The organism is Burkholderia sp. LS-044 (genome assembly GCF_004803625.1).
GTDB lineage: Bacteria > Pseudomonadota > Gammaproteobacteria > Burkholderiales > Burkholderiaceae > Burkholderia > Burkholderia cepacia.
The window spans coordinates 93,830-109,436 of sequence record NZ_SSWO01000018.1; the positions used below are offsets into that span (position 1 = coordinate 93,830).

Sequence of the window (15,607 nt, forward strand, 5' to 3'; positions counted from 1 at the left end):
GCAGCGGCACGTGGTGTGCGGTGTGCGGCGCTCGGCACGACGGCCGCATGGCGCGCCGCTCAGATATCCAGCGGATCGACCTCGACGCTCCACCGCAGCACGCCCTTCAGCGCGCGCAACTCCGGCTGCCATGCGCGCAGCGCATGCTGCAGCGCCGCCCGCGACGCGCTTTCGAGCAGCAACTGCGCGCGGTGGACGTTCGCGACCTTGACGATCGTCATCGGCACCGCGTCGTAGACGGTCACGCGATCGGCGCCCGGCAGCCCCGGCAACGCGGCCGCGGCTTGCAGCAGGAACGCGAGCGCCGCGTCGAGCGTGCGCCCCTCGGCGCGCAGCAGCGCCTGGTAGACGAACGGCGGCAGGTGCGCGTCGCGGCGCTCGCCGAGCGTCGAATTCGCGAAGCCGACGTAGTCCTGCCGCCCGAGCGCGTGATACAGCGCGTGACGCGGGTAGCGCGTCTGCACGAGCACCTCGCCCGGCAACCCCGCGCGCCCCGCGCGGCCGCTCACCTGCATCAGTTGCGCGAACAGCCGTTCGCTCGCGCGGAAGTCATGCGAGAACAGCGCCGTGTCGGCATTGAGCACACCGACGAGCGACACGCGCTGGAAGTCGTGCCCCTTCGCGATCATCTGCGTGCCGACGAGGATATCGACCTCGCCCGCGTGCACGTCGGAAAAGAGCGCCTGCGCACTGCCCTTGCGGCGCGTGCTGTCCGCGTCGATCCGCAGCACGCGCGCGCCCGGCACGGCCTCGGCGAGCGCCTCCTCGATGCGTTGCGTGCCGCGCCCGAGCGGCGCGATGTCGACGTTCCCGCACTCGGGGCACGATCGCGGAATGCGGGCTTCCCAGCCGCAGTGATGGCAGCGCAGCGCATGCTCGGGCTTGTGCAGCACGACGTACGCGCTGCAGCGCGGGCAGCCTGCGACCCAGCCGCATGCGTCGCACGCGAGCTGCGGCGCGTAACCGCGCCGGTTCAGGAACACGAGGCTCTGCTCGCCGCGTTCGAGCCGCGCCTTCAGCGCCGCGACGAGCGGCCCCGACAGCCCGCCCATCGACGCGCGGCCGCGCCGCCGCTCCTCTTCGAGGTCGATCAGCCGCACGGTCGGCAGCGTCGCGTCGGCCACCGCGCGGCGCGACAGCGTGAGCCGCGTGTAGCGGCCCTGCTCCGCCTGCCACCAGCTTTCGAGCGACGGCGTGGCCGAGCCGAGCACGACCGTGATGCCGAGCTGCTTCGCGCGCCACACGGCGAGATCGCGTGCCGAATAGCGCAGCCCTTCCTGCTGCTTGTACGCGGGCTCGTGCTCCTCGTCGACGACGATCAGTGCGAGCGCCGGCATCGACGCGAGCACCGCGAGGCGTGTGCCGAGCACGATCCGCGCTCGCCCCGTATGTGCGGCGAGCCAGTTGCGCGCCCGCTCGCCCTCGGCGAGCCCGCTGTGCAGCGTGACGATCGCGTCGTCGGCGAGCGCACCCGCGAAGCGCGCGCGAAACGCGGCCTCGAACTGCGGCGTCAGGTTGATTTCGGGGACGAGCACGAGCGCCTGCGCGTCCGGCCGAGCGTCGAGCAGCGACGCGAGCGCGTGCAGATAGACCTCGGTCTTGCCGCTGCCCGTCACGCCGTGCAGCAGAAACGGCGCAAAGCCCTGCGCGGCGCGGATCGCGTCGAGCGCCTCGGCCTGCTGGTCCGTGAGCGCCGGCGGCACAGTTCGTCCACCGGCTGCCAACAGGTTATCCACAGCTTTGGGCACAGGCGCATCGGCCCAGCCGATCTCCTCGACGTCGACCCAGCCGCGCGCCGCCCAGTCATCGAGCGTCGCGGCCGCCTTCGGGTGCAGCGCGCGTGCATCGGGCAGCGCGAGCGAGCCGGTGTCGACCAGCGCCTGCGCGAGCCGCCGCAGCGCGGCCCCGCGTGCGGGCAACGCATCGGGCAGCGCCGCGCGGCCGGCCTCCGTCGGCCGGTAGCGCACCTCGGGCGCGAGCAGCCGCCCCCAGCGCCCCGCATCGCGCAGCGCCTGCGGCAGCGCCGGCAGCGCGACCTCGCCGCGCCCGCGCTGGTAGTAATCGGCGGCGAACGACACGAGCGCGAGCCAGTCCGGCGACAACGGCGGCAGGTCGGTGCAGATCGCGTCGACCGCGCGCAGCCGGGACGGCGGCACCTCGGTGTGAGTCGTCACTTCGCAGACGAGCCCGACCGCCTGCCGCTTGCCGAACGGCACCTGCACGAGCGTGCCCGGCACGGGCACCGGTTGCGCGTCGCAGCGATAGTCGAACAGGGTGGCGAGCGGATGGTCGAGCGCGACGCGCAGGTAGGTGCCGCTCATCGCGGCGCTCCGGCGGCGGCATGCACCGCATCGAGATGGGCGGCCGGCATCCGCGCCCGCATCGTGGCGGCGGACTTAAAGTAAAACGTCAGATTCGGCGCTAAGTTTTGGATTCGCATTAGGAATCGCCGTATACCCTGCCCAGCCTGTGGATAACTTTGTTGAGAACTCGCCGCTCACGGGCCGCAACGCACGCGGGGCCGCGCTTTCCGCTGATTTTCGCCGTTTGTGGCGGTCCCCCGCGGAGCCTTATTCCATAAGGCTGCTATTCAAATTACCGAACCATAGCGAGGCAATTTGACCGACACAGGGCTCTACCGCGCTGCAACGAGGAAAATGTGTATAAGTCAAGTCTTGACAAGCACTGAATCGGCAACCGGTGCGGGGTTGCGCCCTGTTTAGCGCCGAAAACGAAACGCTGTCATCCCGCAGTGCAGCATGACAGCGCTTGCGTTCAGCCGGCGGCTCCGCTACGGATCGCGCGGCTGTGGTTATGCACCTCGTCGACGAGTTCGGCGACGTGATCGGGCGACGTGAATTGCGAAATACCGTGCCCGAGGTTGAATACATGGCCTGGATGGTTGCCGTAGCTGTCGAGCACCGCGCGCGCCTGTTCGCGCACCGCGGCGGGCGGCGCAAACAGGATCGTCGGGTCGAGGTTGCCCTGCAGCGCGACACGCCCCGCGACGCGCTCGCGCGCGGCGCCGAGGTTGACCGTCCAGTCGAGCCCGACCGCGTCGACGCCGGTCGCCGCGATCTCCTCGAGCCACAGCCCGCCGCCCTTCGTGAACGTGATGACCGGCACGCGCTCGCCGTCATGCTCGCGCTTGAGCTGCGCCACCACTCGGCGGATGTAGTCCAGCGAGAAGCGCTGGTACGCGCCGTCCGCCAGCGCGCCGCCCCACGTATCGAAGATCATCACGGCCTGCGCGCCCGCTTCGATCTGCGCGTTCAGGTAGGCCGCCACGGCCTGCGCGTTCACGTCGAGGATCCGGTGCATCAGGTCGGGGCGCGAATACGCCATCGACTTCACCGTGCGGAAATCGTCCGACCCGCCGCCTTCGACCATGTAGCACGCGAGCGTCCACGGGCTGCCCGAAAAGCCGATCAGCGGCACGCGCTGGCGGCCCTGGCCGTCGGTGAGCGCGCGGCGGATCTCGCGCACCGCGCCCGTCACGTAGCCGAGCGTCTCTTCGATGTCCGGCACCGCGAGCCTGGCGACGTCGGCCTCGGTACGCACCGGATGCGCGAACTTCGGCCCTTCGCCGACCTGGAAGTCGAGGCCGAGGCCCATCGCGTCCGGAATCGTCAGGATGTCCGAGAACAGGATCGCGGCGTCGAGCGGAAAGCGCTCGAGCGGCTGCAACGTCACTTCGGTCGCGTAGTCGGGATTCTTCGCGAGACCGAGGAAGCTGCCGGCGCGTGCGCGCGTCGCGTTGTATTCGGGCAGGTAGCGGCCGGCCTGGCGCATCAGCCAGATCGGCGTGTAGTCGGTCGGCTCGCGCAGAAGCGCACGCAGGAAGGTGTCGTTGAGCAGGGTATGGGCCACGGTAGGAGCGACGGTGCGAAGGCAAAGCGGCATTTTACCGGACAGCCGCCGCAAGGCTGCGCATGTCGACATGATGGCGGCCATATGACGCGCGCGATGGCTCCGTTATGATCGGACGCTCATATCGAACGAAACGAAGGAGGAGACCGATGAAACCATTCGCCACGCTCGCCGCCGCCGCGTTGTTTTGCTGCGCCGCCGCGCACGCGCAGACCGCCGGGGGCGCAGCCGCCGCCGCACCGGGCGCCGGCTCGCGGCTCGACGACGTGCTCGCGCGCGGCACGCTGCGCGTCTGCACGACGGGCGACTACAAACCGTATTCGTACTACCGTGCGGACGGCCGCTTCGAGGGCATCGACATCGACATGGCCGAATCGCTCGCGAAATCGCTCGGCGTGAAGACCGACTACGTGAAGACGAGCTGGCCGAACCTGACCGGCGACTTCGTCGCGAAATGCGACATCGCGGTGGGCGGCGTCTCGACGACGCTCGAGCGCCAGAAGCGCGTGTTCTTCACGCAGCCGTACGTCGTGGACGGCAAGACGCCGATCGTGCGCTGCGCGGACGCCGACAAATACCAGACCGTCGCGCAGATCGACCGGCCGGAAACGCGCGTGATCGTGAACCCGGGCGGCACCAACGAGCGTTTCGCGAAGCAGTATTTCACGCACGCGAACCTCACGGTCTATCCGGACAACGTAACGATCTTCAAGCAAATCCTCGCGGGCAAGGCGGACGTGATGGTGACGGATGCGTCCGAGACGCTGCTGCAGCAAAAGCTGAATCCGGGCCTGTGCTCGGTGCATCCGGACAAGCCGTTCCAGTTCGGCGAGAAGGCGTACATGGTGCCGCGCGGCGACGTCGCGTTCCAGCAGTACGTCGATCAGTGGCTGCATCTCGCGCTGTCGACCGGCGAATACCAGGCGATTTCGGACAAATGGCTGAAGTAAGCGGGTTCGCACGCGGCGGCCCGCAGTGACTTTAGCGGGCACTGACCCCGCGGCGGCCGCCCGCGAAAATCGCTGCACGGTGGCGGCCGAATCGCCGCCGTTACACTTCGACGCAGCTCGCCGGCGCCGGCAAAATCGGCCCGATGCCGGCGAACTGGCCGAACGGTCGACTTCCGCGCCGCCCAATCACGTTTCAAAATCTTTCTGACGAATGAATCGTCATGCGCGGCATCTGCCGAACCGCGCATTTTCTCGCGTGTAAATCGGCAATTCGTCGAGCCTGATACGCATGAAAAACGCATCGTGCGCACGCGCTGAAAACGCTGCGGAAAATATGGGTAAAAATGACCTTTTTCGGGCCCTCAAAAACAGCAAAAAATCCCGGAAAGCCTTATCTGGCGGGCGTTACAACCTGAAACACTTTGTTACCGCGAGGGGTCATTAATTCGCCCACAATGGCCTCAACGGTTTCAACACGGATGCGGTCTCGTGTGCCAAGTGTGAGCGGACGCGAAGCGCTGCGAGCCAGTCGGTCACGTACCGAAGCCCTTCCAAGGGGCATCCCTGTTGGAGTCGTTTCCGGCCCCCCGCCGGACTCGGTTTCATCTTTGGTCTCCTCGCGCTAACCCCGTAGCGTGTGGTTTTTAGCGGGCTAATAAGCCCGCTTTTTTTCGTCCATCGAAAACGCAACGGCCCGCAGGCCGCCGCGTTTTTCCAGCGCATTTTCCCTTCTTCATGCCGCGCTAAGCGGTCTTCTGCACGTCGAGCTTCAGCTCCTCGATCATCCGGTCGCGCATCACGAACTTCTGCACCTTGCCCGTCACCGTCATCGGCAGCTCGTCGACGAAGCGGATGTAGCGCGGGATCTTGTAGTGCGCGATCTGCCCGCTGCAGAACGCACGCACGTCGTCCTCGGTCATCTGCTCGTCCGCGCGCAGCACGATCCACGCGCACAGCTCCTCGCCGTACTTCGCATCGGGTACGCCGAATACCTGCGCGCTCTGAATCTTCGGATGCCGAAACAGGAATTCCTCGATCTCGCGCGGATAGACGTTCTCGCCGCCGCGAATCACCATGTCCTTCAACCGGCCGACGATGTTGCAGTAACCGTCCGCATCGAGCGTCGCGAGGTCGCCCGTATGCATCCAGCCGTCCACGAGCACCTCGCGCGTCTTCGCGTCGTCGTCCCAGTAGCCGAGCATCACCGAATAGCCCTTCGTGCACAGCTCGCCCGTCGCGCCGACCGGCACGATATCGCCGCCCGGATCGACGATCTTCACTTCCAGGTGCGGCTGGATGCGGCCGACCGTCGTCGTGCGCTTCTCGAGCGGGTCGTCGGTCGAGCTCTGGAACGACACGGGGCTCGTCTCCGTCATCCCGTACGCGATCGTGATTTCGGACAGGTGCATCTGCGACACGACGCGCTTCATCGTCTCGATCGGGCACGGCGAGCCGGCCATGATCCCGGTGCGCAGCGTCGACAGGTCGAATTGCGCGAATGCCGGATGATCGAGCTCCGCGATGAACATCGTCGGCACGCCGTGCAGCGCGGTGCAACGCTCGTCGGCCACCGCCGCGAGCGTCGCGACCGGGTCGAATGCTTCGCCCGGGAACACCATCGCCGCCCCCTTCGACACGCACGCGAGCACCGCGAGCACCATCCCGAAGCAGTGATACAGCGGCACCGGGATGCACAGCGTGTCCTGTTCGGTGAAGCGCATCGCGGTCGCGATCGAGCGGCCGTTGTTGACGACGTTGCGATGCGTGAGCGTCGCGCCCTTCGGGCTGCCCGTCGTGCCGCTCGTGAACTGGATGTTGATCGGCTCATGGGCCTCGAGCGTCGCGCCGATCGCATCGAGCAGCGCGGGATCGACGGCCTGGCGGCCGCGCGCCATCACGTCCGCGAAGCGGAACATGCCGGCCGGCGCGACGTCGCCCATCGACACGACCGTGCGCAGGCTCGGCACGCGCGCCGCATGCAGGTCGCCCGGCGTCGCGGTCGCGAGTTCCGGCGCGATGGTCTGCAGCATCTCGACGTATGCAGACGTCTTGAAGCGCTCGGCGGCGATCACGGCTTTACAGCCGACCTTGTTCAGCGCGTATTCGAGCTCCGCGAGCCGGTAGGCCGGATTGATGTTGACGAGCACCGCGCCGATCCGCGCGGTCGCGAACTGCGTGAGCAGCCATTCGCTGCGGTTCGGCGACCAGATGCCGACGCGATCGCCCTTCACGATGCCGAGCGAGGCCAGCCCGGCCGCCAGCACGTCGACCTCGTTCGCGAACTCGCGCCACGTCCAGCGCACCTGCTGCTCGCGGAACACGACGGCCGGCCGATCGGGAAAGCGGCCTGCCGTGTCGAGCAGGAACCGGCCGATCGTCGCTTCGGAGAGCGGCACGTCGGTCGTGCCGCGCACGTACGACAATCCGTTTTCGGGCGCGATCAGCGCCCCCACGCCAAGGTCTGCTGCCATGAATGTCTCCGTCCGTTTTTGTCTGACCGGCCCGACATGCGGCTCACGCGTGTCTGCTCCGCCGCCGTCGCGACGGATAGCCTCTCCGGGATGATGCCGTGCGCGGCTGACGACACTCTGACATCGAATTACTGCGGACGGGTGAAATAGCACGACCGGACGGTATGATCCGACCCGTAAAAACAGACGAAAACGACGGGCGAAAAAAAAGCAGCCCGAAGGCTGCTTTCTTTCGCGGGATACGCGGCGCGGCTCAGTGCCGGCTGCGGATCTTCGCCAGACGCTGGATCGCTTCGAGCTGCGCCATCGCGGTCGCGAGCTCGGATTGCGCCTTCGCGAGGTCGAGATCCGACTTCGCGTTCTGCAGCGTTTCCTCGGCACGCTTGCGTGCTTCCTCGGCTTTCGCCGCGTCGAGGTCCTTGCCGCGGATCGCGGTGTCGGCGAGCACCGTCACGGCACCCGGCTGCACTTCGAGAATGCCGCCCGCGACGAACACGAATTCGTCGTTGCCGCCCTCGACTTCGATGCGCACCGCACCCGGACGAATCCGCGTGATCAGCGGCGTGTGACCCGGCAGAATACCCAGCTCACCCGTTTCGCCCGGCAGCGCGACGAATTTCGCCTCGCCCGAGAAGATCTGCTCTTCCGCGCTGACGACGTCTACTTTGATGGTTGCCATATCGACTCCTGTCGATCGGAACGAGCGCTTCAGCGCCTGCTCCGATCCCATGCACGGCGGGTTGAGCGTATTACGTGAGCGCCTGTCCGCGAACGGATACCATCAAGGTATCCCTCACGGACGTAGCGACGCCCGCTGCGTTACGCCTGACCCTTACGAGATCTTCTTGGCCTTTTCGAAGGCTTCGTCGATCGTGCCGACCATGTAGAACGCCTGTTCCGGCAGGTGGTCGCACTCGCCGTCGACGATCATCTTGAAGCCACGGATCGTTTCCTTCAGCGGCACGTACTTGCCCGGCGAGCCCGTGAACACTTCAGCGACGTGGAACGGCTGCGACAGGAAACGCTGGATCTTACGCGCGCGTGCGACCGACAGCTTGTCTTCCGGCGACAGTTCGTCCATGCCCAGAATCGCGATGATGTCGCGCAGTTCCTTGTAGCGCTGCAGCGTCTGCTGAACACGACGGGTGATCGAGTAGTGCTCTTCACCGATCACGTTCGGGTCGATCTGGCGCGACGTCGAGTCGAGCGGGTCGACCGCCGGGTAGATACCCAGCGAAGCGATGTCACGCGACAGAACGACGGTTGCGTCCAGGTGGCCGAAGGTCGTAGCCGGCGACGGGTCGGTCAAGTCGTCCGCAGGGACGTACACGGCCTGGACCGACGTAATCGAGCCCTTCTTGGTCGACGTGATGCGCTCTTGCAGCTTGCCCATTTCTTCAGCCAGCGTCGGCTGATAGCCCACTGCCGACGGCATACGGCCGAGCAGTGCCGACACTTCGGTACCGGCCAGCGTGAAACGGTAGATGTTGTCGACGAAGAACAGCACGTCGAGGCCTTCGTCACGGAAGTGCTCGGCCATCGTCAGGCCGGTCAGCGCGACGCGCAGACGATTGCCCGGCGGCTCGTTCATCTGGCCGTACACCAGCGCGACCTTGTCGAGAACGTTCGAGTCCTTCATTTCGTGGTAGAAGTCGTTCCCTTCACGGGTACGCTCGCCCACGCCCGCGAACACGGAGTAACCGCCGTGCTCCTTCGCGATGTTGTTGATGAGCTCCATCATGTTGACGGTCTTGCCCACGCCAGCACCGCCGAACAGGCCAACCTTGCCGCCCTTTGCGAACGGGCAGATCAGGTCGATAACCTTGATACCCGTTTCGAGCAGTTCGGTCGACGGCGACAGTTCGTCGAACGCCGGAGCCTTCTGGTGGATCGAACGCGTCGTTTCGCTTTCGATCGGGCCGGCTTCGTCGATCGGACGGCCGAGGACGTCCATGATTCGGCCGAGGGTCGGCTTGCCGACCGGCACCGAGATCGGCTTTGCCGTGTTCTTCACGGTCAGGCCGCGGCGCAGGCCGTCGGATGCACCCAGACAAATGGTACGGACCACGCCGTCGCCCAGCTGCTGCTGGACTTCGAGCGTCAGTTCCGAGCCATCGAGAATGAGCGCGTCGTAGATCTTCGGCATGCTGTCGCGCGGGAATTCCACGTCGATAACGGCGCCGATGCACTGTACGATCTTGCCTTCTACCAAAGCAGCAGTACTCATCGCTTTTCCTTTAAATACCTGATTCTTTACTCGCGCAAAGGCGCAGTTGTCGTCCGTGGCGCGCGCTTAAACAGCGGCTGCGCCGCCGACGATCTCCGACAGTTCTTTCGTGATCGCGGCCTGGCGGCTCTTGTTGTACACGAGCTGCAGTTCGCTGATCACCGTCTTCGCGTTGTCGGACGCGGCCTTCATCGCGACCATGCGCGCCGATTGCTCGGACGCCATGTTTTCCGCGACGGCCTGGTACACCAGCGCCTCGACGTAACGCACGAGCAGTTCGTCGACGACTGCCTGCGCGTCCGGCTCGTAGATGTAGTCCCACGACGTGGCCGGCGTACCGTCATCGGCTTCGAAGTGTTCCGACGACAGCGGCAGCAACTGCTCGATCACGGCTTCCTGCTTCATCGTGTTGACGAAGCGCGTGTAAGCGATATAAACCGCCGACAGCTTGCCTTCCGAGTACAGATCGAGCTGCGTCTTCACGGCGCCGATCAGCTTGTCCAGATGCGGGGTGTCGCCGAGGTGCACGACCTGCGACATCACCTTCGCTCCGAAGCGGTTCAGGAACCCGAGGCCCTTGCTACCGATCGCGGTGGCTTCGACCTTCTGGCCCTTCTCTTCCAGCTCCTTGAACTTCTGAACCGTCGCACGCAGCACGTTGGTGTTCAAACCGCCGCACAGACCCTTGTCCGTCGTGACGAGAATGATGCCGGCCGTGTTCGCGCCTTCGTTCGCCACCATGAACGGGTGACGGTACTCCGGGTTCGCGCGGCTCATGTGCGCGGCGATGGCACGGACCTTGTCCGCATACGGACGAGCGGCGCGCATGCGTTCCTGCGCGCGACGCATCTTCGATGCGGCCACCATCTCCATCGCCTTCGTGATCTTGCGCGTGTTCTGCACGCTCTTGATCTTCCCGCGAATTTCCTTCATTCCAGCCATAGCTTGCTCCTTGACCGAAGCGGCGCGGGCGCATCAGCACCCGCGCGGCCTCAGTGTGTCACTCGCGGATCAATAGGCACCGGACTTCTTGAAGGATTCGATCGCCGAGCGCAGTGCGCCTTCGTCGTCCTTCGAGAGATCCTTGGTGTCTTCGATGCGCTTGATGAGGTCAGCGTGGCTGGTCTTCAGGTATTCGCGCAGGCCCTTCTCGAACGACAGCACTTGCTTGACGTCGAGGTCGTCGAGGTAGCCGTTGTTCGCGGCGTACAGCGACACGGCCAGTTCCCAGACCTGCAGCGGCTGGTACTGCGGCTGCTTCAGCAGTTCCGTCACGCGGCGGCCGCGCTCGAGCTGCTTGCGGGTCGCTTCGTCGAGGTCCGATGCGAACTGGGCGAATGCCGCCAGTTCACGGTACTGCGCGAGGTCGGTACGGATACCGCCCGACAGCTTCTTCACGACCTTCGTCTGAGCGGCGCCACCGACTCGCGACACCGACACGCCGGCGTTGATTGCCGGGCGGATGCCTGCGTTGAACAGGTCGGTTTCCAGGAAGATCTGGCCGTCGGTAATCGAGATCACGTTCGTCGGAACGAATGCGGTCACGTCGCCAGCCTGCGTTTCGATGACCGGCAGTGCCGTCAGCGAGCCGCTCTTGCCCTTCACTTCGCCGTTCGTGAACTTCTCGACGTACTCTTCCGACACGCGAGCTGCACGCTCGAGCAGACGCGAGTGCAGATAGAACACGTCGCCCGGGTACGCTTCACGGCCCGGCGGGCGGCGCAGCAGCAGCGAGATCTGACGGTATGCCCAGGCCTGCTTGGTCAAGTCGTCATAGATGATCAGCGCGTCTTGGCCGCGGTCGCGGAAGTATTCGCCCATCGTGCAGCCGGCGTACGGTGCGAGGTACTGCATCGCTGCCGAATCCGAAGCCGAAGCGGCGACGACGATCGTGTATTCCATCGCGCCCGTTTCTTCGAGCTTGCGAACCACGTTCATGATCGACGAAGCCTTCTGGCCGATCGCGACGTAGATACAGATCAGGTCCTTGCCCTTCTGGTTGATGATCGCGTCGAGCGCCACCGCGGTCTTGCCGCACTGACGGTCGCCGATGATCAGCTCACGCTGGCCACGGCCGATCGGCACCATCGCGTCGATCGACTTGATGCCCGTCTGCACCGGCTGCGACACCGACTTACGCCAGATCACGCCCGGGGCGATCTTTTCGATCGCATCGGTCAGCTTCGCGTTGACCGGGCCCTTGCCGTCGATCGGGTTGCCGAGCGCATCGACCACGCGGCCGACGAGTTCCGGGCCAACCGGGACTTCGAGAATGCGGCCCGTCGTCTTGACGATGTCGCCTTCCGAGATGTGTTCGTATTCGCCGAGAATCACCGCGCCGACCGAGTCGCGCTCGAGGTTCAGCGCGAGGCCGAACGTGTTGCCCGGAAACTCGAGCATTTCGCCCTGCATCACGTCCGACAGGCCGTGGATACGCACGATACCGTCGGTCACGGAGATCACGGTGCCCTGGTTGCGAACGTCTGCGCTCGCTTCAAGGCCCTGGATCCGGCTCTTGATCAGCTCGCTGATCTCAGAGGGATTGAGTTGCATTATTCGCTCCTGATAGTCAATTCTGTTGCGTGCCGGCGTGGCGCTCAGGCGGTCAAGGCAGCCTGCATCGATGCGAGGCGCGCGCGAACCGAGGTGTCGAGCACTTCGTCGCCGACCGTCACGCGCACGCCGCCGATCAGCGACGAATCGACTTCGACCGTCGGTTTCAGCTTGCGCTTGAACTTGCGTTCGAGGCCCGAGACGAGACTGTCGAGATCCGCGCCGTTCAGCGGGAACGCGCTCACGATCTCGGCGTCGGCGGCACCTTCACGTTCGTTCTTGAGCGCCTCGAACTGCTCGGCAATTTCCGGCAGCAGCGCGATGCGATGATTGTCGACCAGCATCTGCACGAAGTTCTTCGCTTCGGCGCCGGCCGCGAGCGGCGACTTCGCAGCAGCAAGCAGCAACTCGGCTACTTGCGTGCGCGTCACCTTCGGGCTCGACGCGACCGACAGCACTTCCGGCAGACGCGCAACCTGGGCCAGCTCTTGCACGAGCGTGGACCAGGCGGCGATGTCACCGCCCTCGGCCACGCGGAACAGCGCTTCTGCGTAAGGGCGGGCGATGGTTGCAAGTTCGGCCATGATCAGAGCTCGGCTTTCAGTTGATTCAGCAGTTGGGCGTGGGCCGTTTGATCGACTTCGCGCTTCAGGATCTGCTCGGCGCCCTTCACGGCCAGCGTAGCGACTTCGCCACGCAGCGCTTCGCGCGCCTTCACGATTTGCTGTTCTGCTTCCGCCTTCGCCTGGGCGACGATGCGGGCGGCTTCAGCCTGGGCGTTGGCCTTGATTTCCTCGGCGACCGCCTGGGCACGCTTTTCAGCGTCGGCGATGCGCTGCTGGCCGTCATTGCGGGCCTGCGCGAGTTCCTGGTCCACGCGCTTGTGCGCTGCGTCGAGTTCTGCCTTGCCCTTCTCGGCGGCGGCGAGGCCGTCGGCGATCTTCTTCGAACGTTCGTCGAGGGCGTTGATCAACGGCGGCCACACGAACTTCATCGTGAACCACGCGAGGACCAGGAACACGACCATTTGCGCAAACAGAGTTGCGTTGAGATTCACGGTGTTTCCTTATCTGCTATTCCGGAAAAATGAAACGGTAAGGCGCTCATCGAGTTGCATTCGATCAGCGCCCCAAGTCTCCGTTCCGCCCTGCGCCGGCTCACGCCGGACGCATATTTCCGAGGAACCTTAGCCTGCGACGAGCTTCGACAGGAGCGGGTTCGCGAACGCGAACAGCATTGCAACACCCACGCCGATCAGGAATGCCGCGTCGATCAGACCAGCCAGCAGGAACATCTTCGTTTGCAGCGGGTTGATGAGTTCCGGCTGACGTGCGCAGGCTTCGATGTACTTACCACCCATCAGCGCGATACCGATACAGGCGCCGATTGCACCCAGGCCGATGATGATGCCGATACCGATGGCGGTCAGACCCTGGATGTTGGCGATGTAAGCTTGCATGATCACTCCTTTGTGAAAAGACTTGGAACTGAGATTTAAAAAACTAAAACGGAAACTCTTTTTTGCACGCCGCGCTTAGTGCTTGTCGTGCGCCTGGCCGAGATACACCAGCGTCAGCATCATGAAAATGAATGCCTGCAACAGAACAATCAGGATGTGGAAGATTGCCCAGACGCTGCCCGCGATCACGTGGCCAACGAAGCCGAGGAACGTTGCGTCGCCACCGAAGCTCCACATGCTGCCGAGCAGGGCGATCAACAGGAACAACAGCTCACCCGCGTACATGTTGCCGAACAGCCGCATACCGAGGGAGACGGTCTTGGCGAGATATTCGACGATGTTGAGCGCGAGGTTAGGGATCCACAGCAGCGGGTGGGCGCCGAACGGTGCCGACAGCAGCTCATGCACAAAGCCGCCCGCGCCCTTGATCTTGATGCTGTAGTAGATCATCAGGACGAACACGCCGAGCGCGATGCCGAGCGTGCCGTTCAGGTCGGCCGTCGGGACGATGCGATGGTGGGAAATCACGTCCGACAGACCGAGCAGGCCGATCACACGGCCCGGCAGGTCGACCGGGAGGAAGTCGAGGGAGTTCATCAGCGCGACCCACACGAACACCGTGAGCGCGAGCGGAGCGATGAAGGTACGATTGCCGTGAACGATGGCCTTCGATTGGTCTTCGACCATCTCGACGAGCATCTCGATCGCGCACTGGAAACGGCCCGGCACGCCCGACGTCGCCTTGCGGGCAGCCAGACGCAGCAGGACGATCGTCACGATGCCGCAAACGATCGACCAGAACAGCGTGTCGAGATTCCAGACGTGGATGTCGAAAATCGACGTCTGATGCGAGGTGGAGAAATTCTGCAAGTGGTGCGCAATGTACTCGGACGGATCCGGACCGCGCGTGCCTTCGCTAGCTGCCATATCGTTAATGCCACCCAAATTGTCGAAAATCGTTTTGCCAGTTCCGCAACACGCTATTGCGGGAACGGGCCGGCGCGGTTCGTTGTCGAAACCGCACGCTGCTTGTTCCTTACCGCCAGGCCAGTGCGATCCAGTACGTCTTCAGCACGACGAGGTACGTGACGAGGAACGGCACCCAGTGCACGCCGGCCCAGCCGAACGCCACTGCAGTGAACATCCCGATCGTCAGAGCGAGCTTCAGGGCTTCGCCCATCACCCAGCTCATCACGGTGGCCGAACCACCTGCCTTCAGTCGTGCCACGAATACCGCACTTGGCACCCAGCCGATCGCTCCGCCCAGAAACGCGGATTGCGCAGCGGCGCCCGGCGACTTCGAAAACAGCCACCACGCCAGCGTTGCAACCAGGGACAGAACCACTTGCGCGAATACCACCTTATAGGGGGTCACGCGCGAGGGCTTGCTCACGTTCGGGCCGAACAGCTTTTCGGCTTCTGCCCGCGTGAGCGGAACGATGTTGTTATCTTGCTGCTCGGCGTCCCAGTCATCGTCGGATTCGCGCCGCTCGCCGGCCGCCGAAGCGGTGCGTTGCGTGCGCTGATCATCGTGCCTGTCGTCCGGCGCCTGACCCGCCATCGCAATCTTCCGCAAAATCCTTGAACCCGGCCCCAAGCTTTCTGAAAGCTTTCAGGGGTGCCTAGCTAACAAATCCGGGCGATTGTAAGCGATAGTTGCAAGTGATTCAAGGCTTTAGACGCGACAAAAACCTGCGTAAAACGACGCCTCATCATGTGAAAAAACACGCGATTCGACGACGTACGATGACAGTTGTAAGGTCGCTTTTTTGCGCCGGTATTTCTTGCTCGAAAAAATCCGGCGACGAGGAAATGACAAGGAAACGAGGCCCGATGCGGATGCCGGCGGGACGGCTCGAACGCCATCCGGAATCCACGCCGTGACGCGGCCCCGGGCTCACGCCAAGCACGAAGCGCCGAGCACGAAAAACCTGTGACCACCCCGCGGCACCGGATGCCCGAAATCGGGGCCGACGCCGACGCGCCGAATCATCCAATCAGTTGTCATGCCACCACAGGCGATCGACTGTGAATTGCCGGACTTATCAACAGCCCCGCAACCAGCGCGAATACTGTG

At 64.5% G+C, this 15,607-nt stretch carries 13 protein-coding genes; 1 reads left to right on the forward strand and 12 read right to left on the reverse strand.

Annotated elements, in window-relative coordinates; translation table 11 throughout:
• Nucleotides 1-59 precede the first annotated feature (59 nt).
• Together E9536_RS33615 and hemE are read right to left on the reverse strand one after the other, a co-directional pair.
• Nucleotides 60-2,321 carry a primosomal protein N' gene (locus E9536_RS33615; protein ID WP_060084408.1) on the reverse strand — a complete coding sequence of 754 codons (2,262 nt, stop codon included), beginning with the start codon at nucleotides 2,319-2,321 and terminating at the stop codon, nucleotides 60-62.
• 454 nt (nucleotides 2,322-2,775) lie between these two features.
• Nucleotides 2,776-3,870 carry a uroporphyrinogen decarboxylase gene (gene hemE / locus E9536_RS33620; RefSeq protein ID WP_034195829.1) on the reverse strand — a complete coding sequence of 365 codons (1,095 nt, stop codon included), beginning with the start codon at nucleotides 3,868-3,870 and terminating at the stop codon, nucleotides 2,776-2,778.
• Between the two features lie 149 nt (nucleotides 3,871-4,019).
• Here hemE and E9536_RS33625 point away from each other — a divergent pair, with 149 nt between their 5' ends.
• Nucleotides 4,020-4,820, forward strand: coding sequence for a transporter substrate-binding domain-containing protein (locus tag E9536_RS33625; protein WP_136472243.1), 801 nt, complete (start codon nucleotides 4,020-4,022; stop codon nucleotides 4,818-4,820).
• Nucleotides 4,821-5,563: 743 nt separating this feature from the next.
• Here E9536_RS33625 and E9536_RS33640 read toward each other — a convergent pair.
• The 10 genes from E9536_RS33640 to E9536_RS33685 form a co-directional block, all read right to left on the reverse strand.
• On the reverse strand, nucleotides 5,564-7,291 hold the full coding sequence (locus E9536_RS33640; protein WP_136472247.1) for an AMP-binding protein: 1,728 nt from the start codon (nucleotides 7,289-7,291) through the stop codon (nucleotides 5,564-5,566).
• A 253-nt stretch (nucleotides 7,292-7,544) separates the two neighbouring features.
• Entirely contained in the window at nucleotides 7,545-7,970 is a 426-nt protein-coding gene (locus E9536_RS33645; protein WP_006477288.1) for a F0F1 ATP synthase subunit epsilon, read from the reverse strand.
• A 153-nt stretch (nucleotides 7,971-8,123) separates the two neighbouring features.
• Complete coding sequence (gene atpD / locus E9536_RS33650) at nucleotides 8,124-9,518, reverse strand: F0F1 ATP synthase subunit beta (protein ID WP_011350527.1); 1,395 nt, start codon at nucleotides 9,516-9,518, stop codon at nucleotides 8,124-8,126.
• Nucleotides 9,519-9,584: 66 nt separating this feature from the next.
• Nucleotides 9,585-10,460 carry a F0F1 ATP synthase subunit gamma gene (gene atpG / locus E9536_RS33655; RefSeq protein ID WP_021160445.1) on the reverse strand — a complete coding sequence of 292 codons (876 nt, stop codon included), beginning with the start codon at nucleotides 10,458-10,460 and terminating at the stop codon, nucleotides 9,585-9,587.
• Nucleotides 10,461-10,529: 69 nt separating this feature from the next.
• Nucleotides 10,530-12,071 carry a F0F1 ATP synthase subunit alpha gene (gene atpA / locus E9536_RS33660; RefSeq protein ID WP_031397081.1) on the reverse strand — a complete coding sequence of 514 codons (1,542 nt, stop codon included), beginning with the start codon at nucleotides 12,069-12,071 and terminating at the stop codon, nucleotides 10,530-10,532.
• Between the two features lie 44 nt (nucleotides 12,072-12,115).
• A complete protein-coding gene (locus E9536_RS33665; protein ID WP_006482713.1) occupies nucleotides 12,116-12,655 on the reverse strand; it encodes a F0F1 ATP synthase subunit delta in 540 nt (179 codons plus the stop codon).
• Nucleotides 12,656-12,657: 2 nt separating this feature from the next.
• Nucleotides 12,658-13,128, reverse strand: a complete 471-nt coding sequence (locus E9536_RS33670; protein WP_021160443.1) for a F0F1 ATP synthase subunit B — start codon at nucleotides 13,126-13,128, stop codon at nucleotides 12,658-12,660.
• Nucleotides 13,129-13,257: 129 nt separating this feature from the next.
• Nucleotides 13,258-13,530: a F0F1 ATP synthase subunit C gene (atpE, locus tag E9536_RS33675; RefSeq protein ID WP_021160442.1), complete on the reverse strand. Its 273-nt coding sequence runs from the start codon at nucleotides 13,528-13,530 to the stop codon at nucleotides 13,258-13,260.
• A gap of 75 nt (nucleotides 13,531-13,605) precedes the next feature.
• Nucleotides 13,606-14,457, reverse strand: a complete 852-nt coding sequence (gene atpB, locus E9536_RS33680) for a F0F1 ATP synthase subunit A (protein ID WP_012492242.1) — start codon at nucleotides 14,455-14,457, stop codon at nucleotides 13,606-13,608.
• A gap of 109 nt (nucleotides 14,458-14,566) precedes the next feature.
• A complete protein-coding gene (locus E9536_RS33685; RefSeq protein WP_021160441.1) occupies nucleotides 14,567-15,091 on the reverse strand; it encodes an ATP synthase subunit I in 525 nt (174 codons plus the stop codon).
• Nucleotides 15,092-15,607 lie beyond the last annotated feature (516 nt).

Bases quoted from the DNA above. Each gene is read 5' to 3' on its own strand.
- E9536_RS33625 (WP_136472243.1), top strand. From the start codon at position 4,020: ATGAAACCATTCGCCACGCTCGCCGCCGCCGCGTTGTTTTGCTGCGCC.
- atpE (WP_021160442.1), bottom strand. From the start codon at position 13,530: ATGCAAGCTTACATCGCCAACATCCAGGGTCTGACCGCCATCGGTATC.
- E9536_RS33615 (WP_060084408.1), bottom strand. From the start codon at position 2,321: ATGAGCGGCACCTACCTGCGCGTCGCGCTCGACCATCCGCTCGCCACC.
- E9536_RS33665 (WP_006482713.1), bottom strand. From the start codon at position 12,655: ATGGCCGAACTTGCAACCATCGCCCGCCCTTACGCAGAAGCGCTGTTC.
- atpD (WP_011350527.1), bottom strand. From the start codon at position 9,518: ATGAGTACTGCTGCTTTGGTAGAAGGCAAGATCGTACAGTGCATCGGC.
- E9536_RS33640 (WP_136472247.1), bottom strand. From the start codon at position 7,291: ATGGCAGCAGACCTTGGCGTGGGGGCGCTGATCGCGCCCGAAAACGGA.
- E9536_RS33685 (WP_021160441.1), bottom strand. From the start codon at position 15,091: ATGGCGGGTCAGGCGCCGGACGACAGGCACGATGATCAGCGCACGCAA.
- atpB (WP_012492242.1), bottom strand. From the start codon at position 14,457: ATGGCAGCTAGCGAAGGCACGCGCGGTCCGGATCCGTCCGAGTACATT.
- atpA (WP_031397081.1), bottom strand. From the start codon at position 12,071: ATGCAACTCAATCCCTCTGAGATCAGCGAGCTGATCAAGAGCCGGATC.
- E9536_RS33645 (WP_006477288.1), bottom strand. From the start codon at position 7,970: ATGGCAACCATCAAAGTAGACGTCGTCAGCGCGGAAGAGCAGATCTTC.
- atpG (WP_021160445.1), bottom strand. From the start codon at position 10,460: ATGGCTGGAATGAAGGAAATTCGCGGGAAGATCAAGAGCGTGCAGAAC.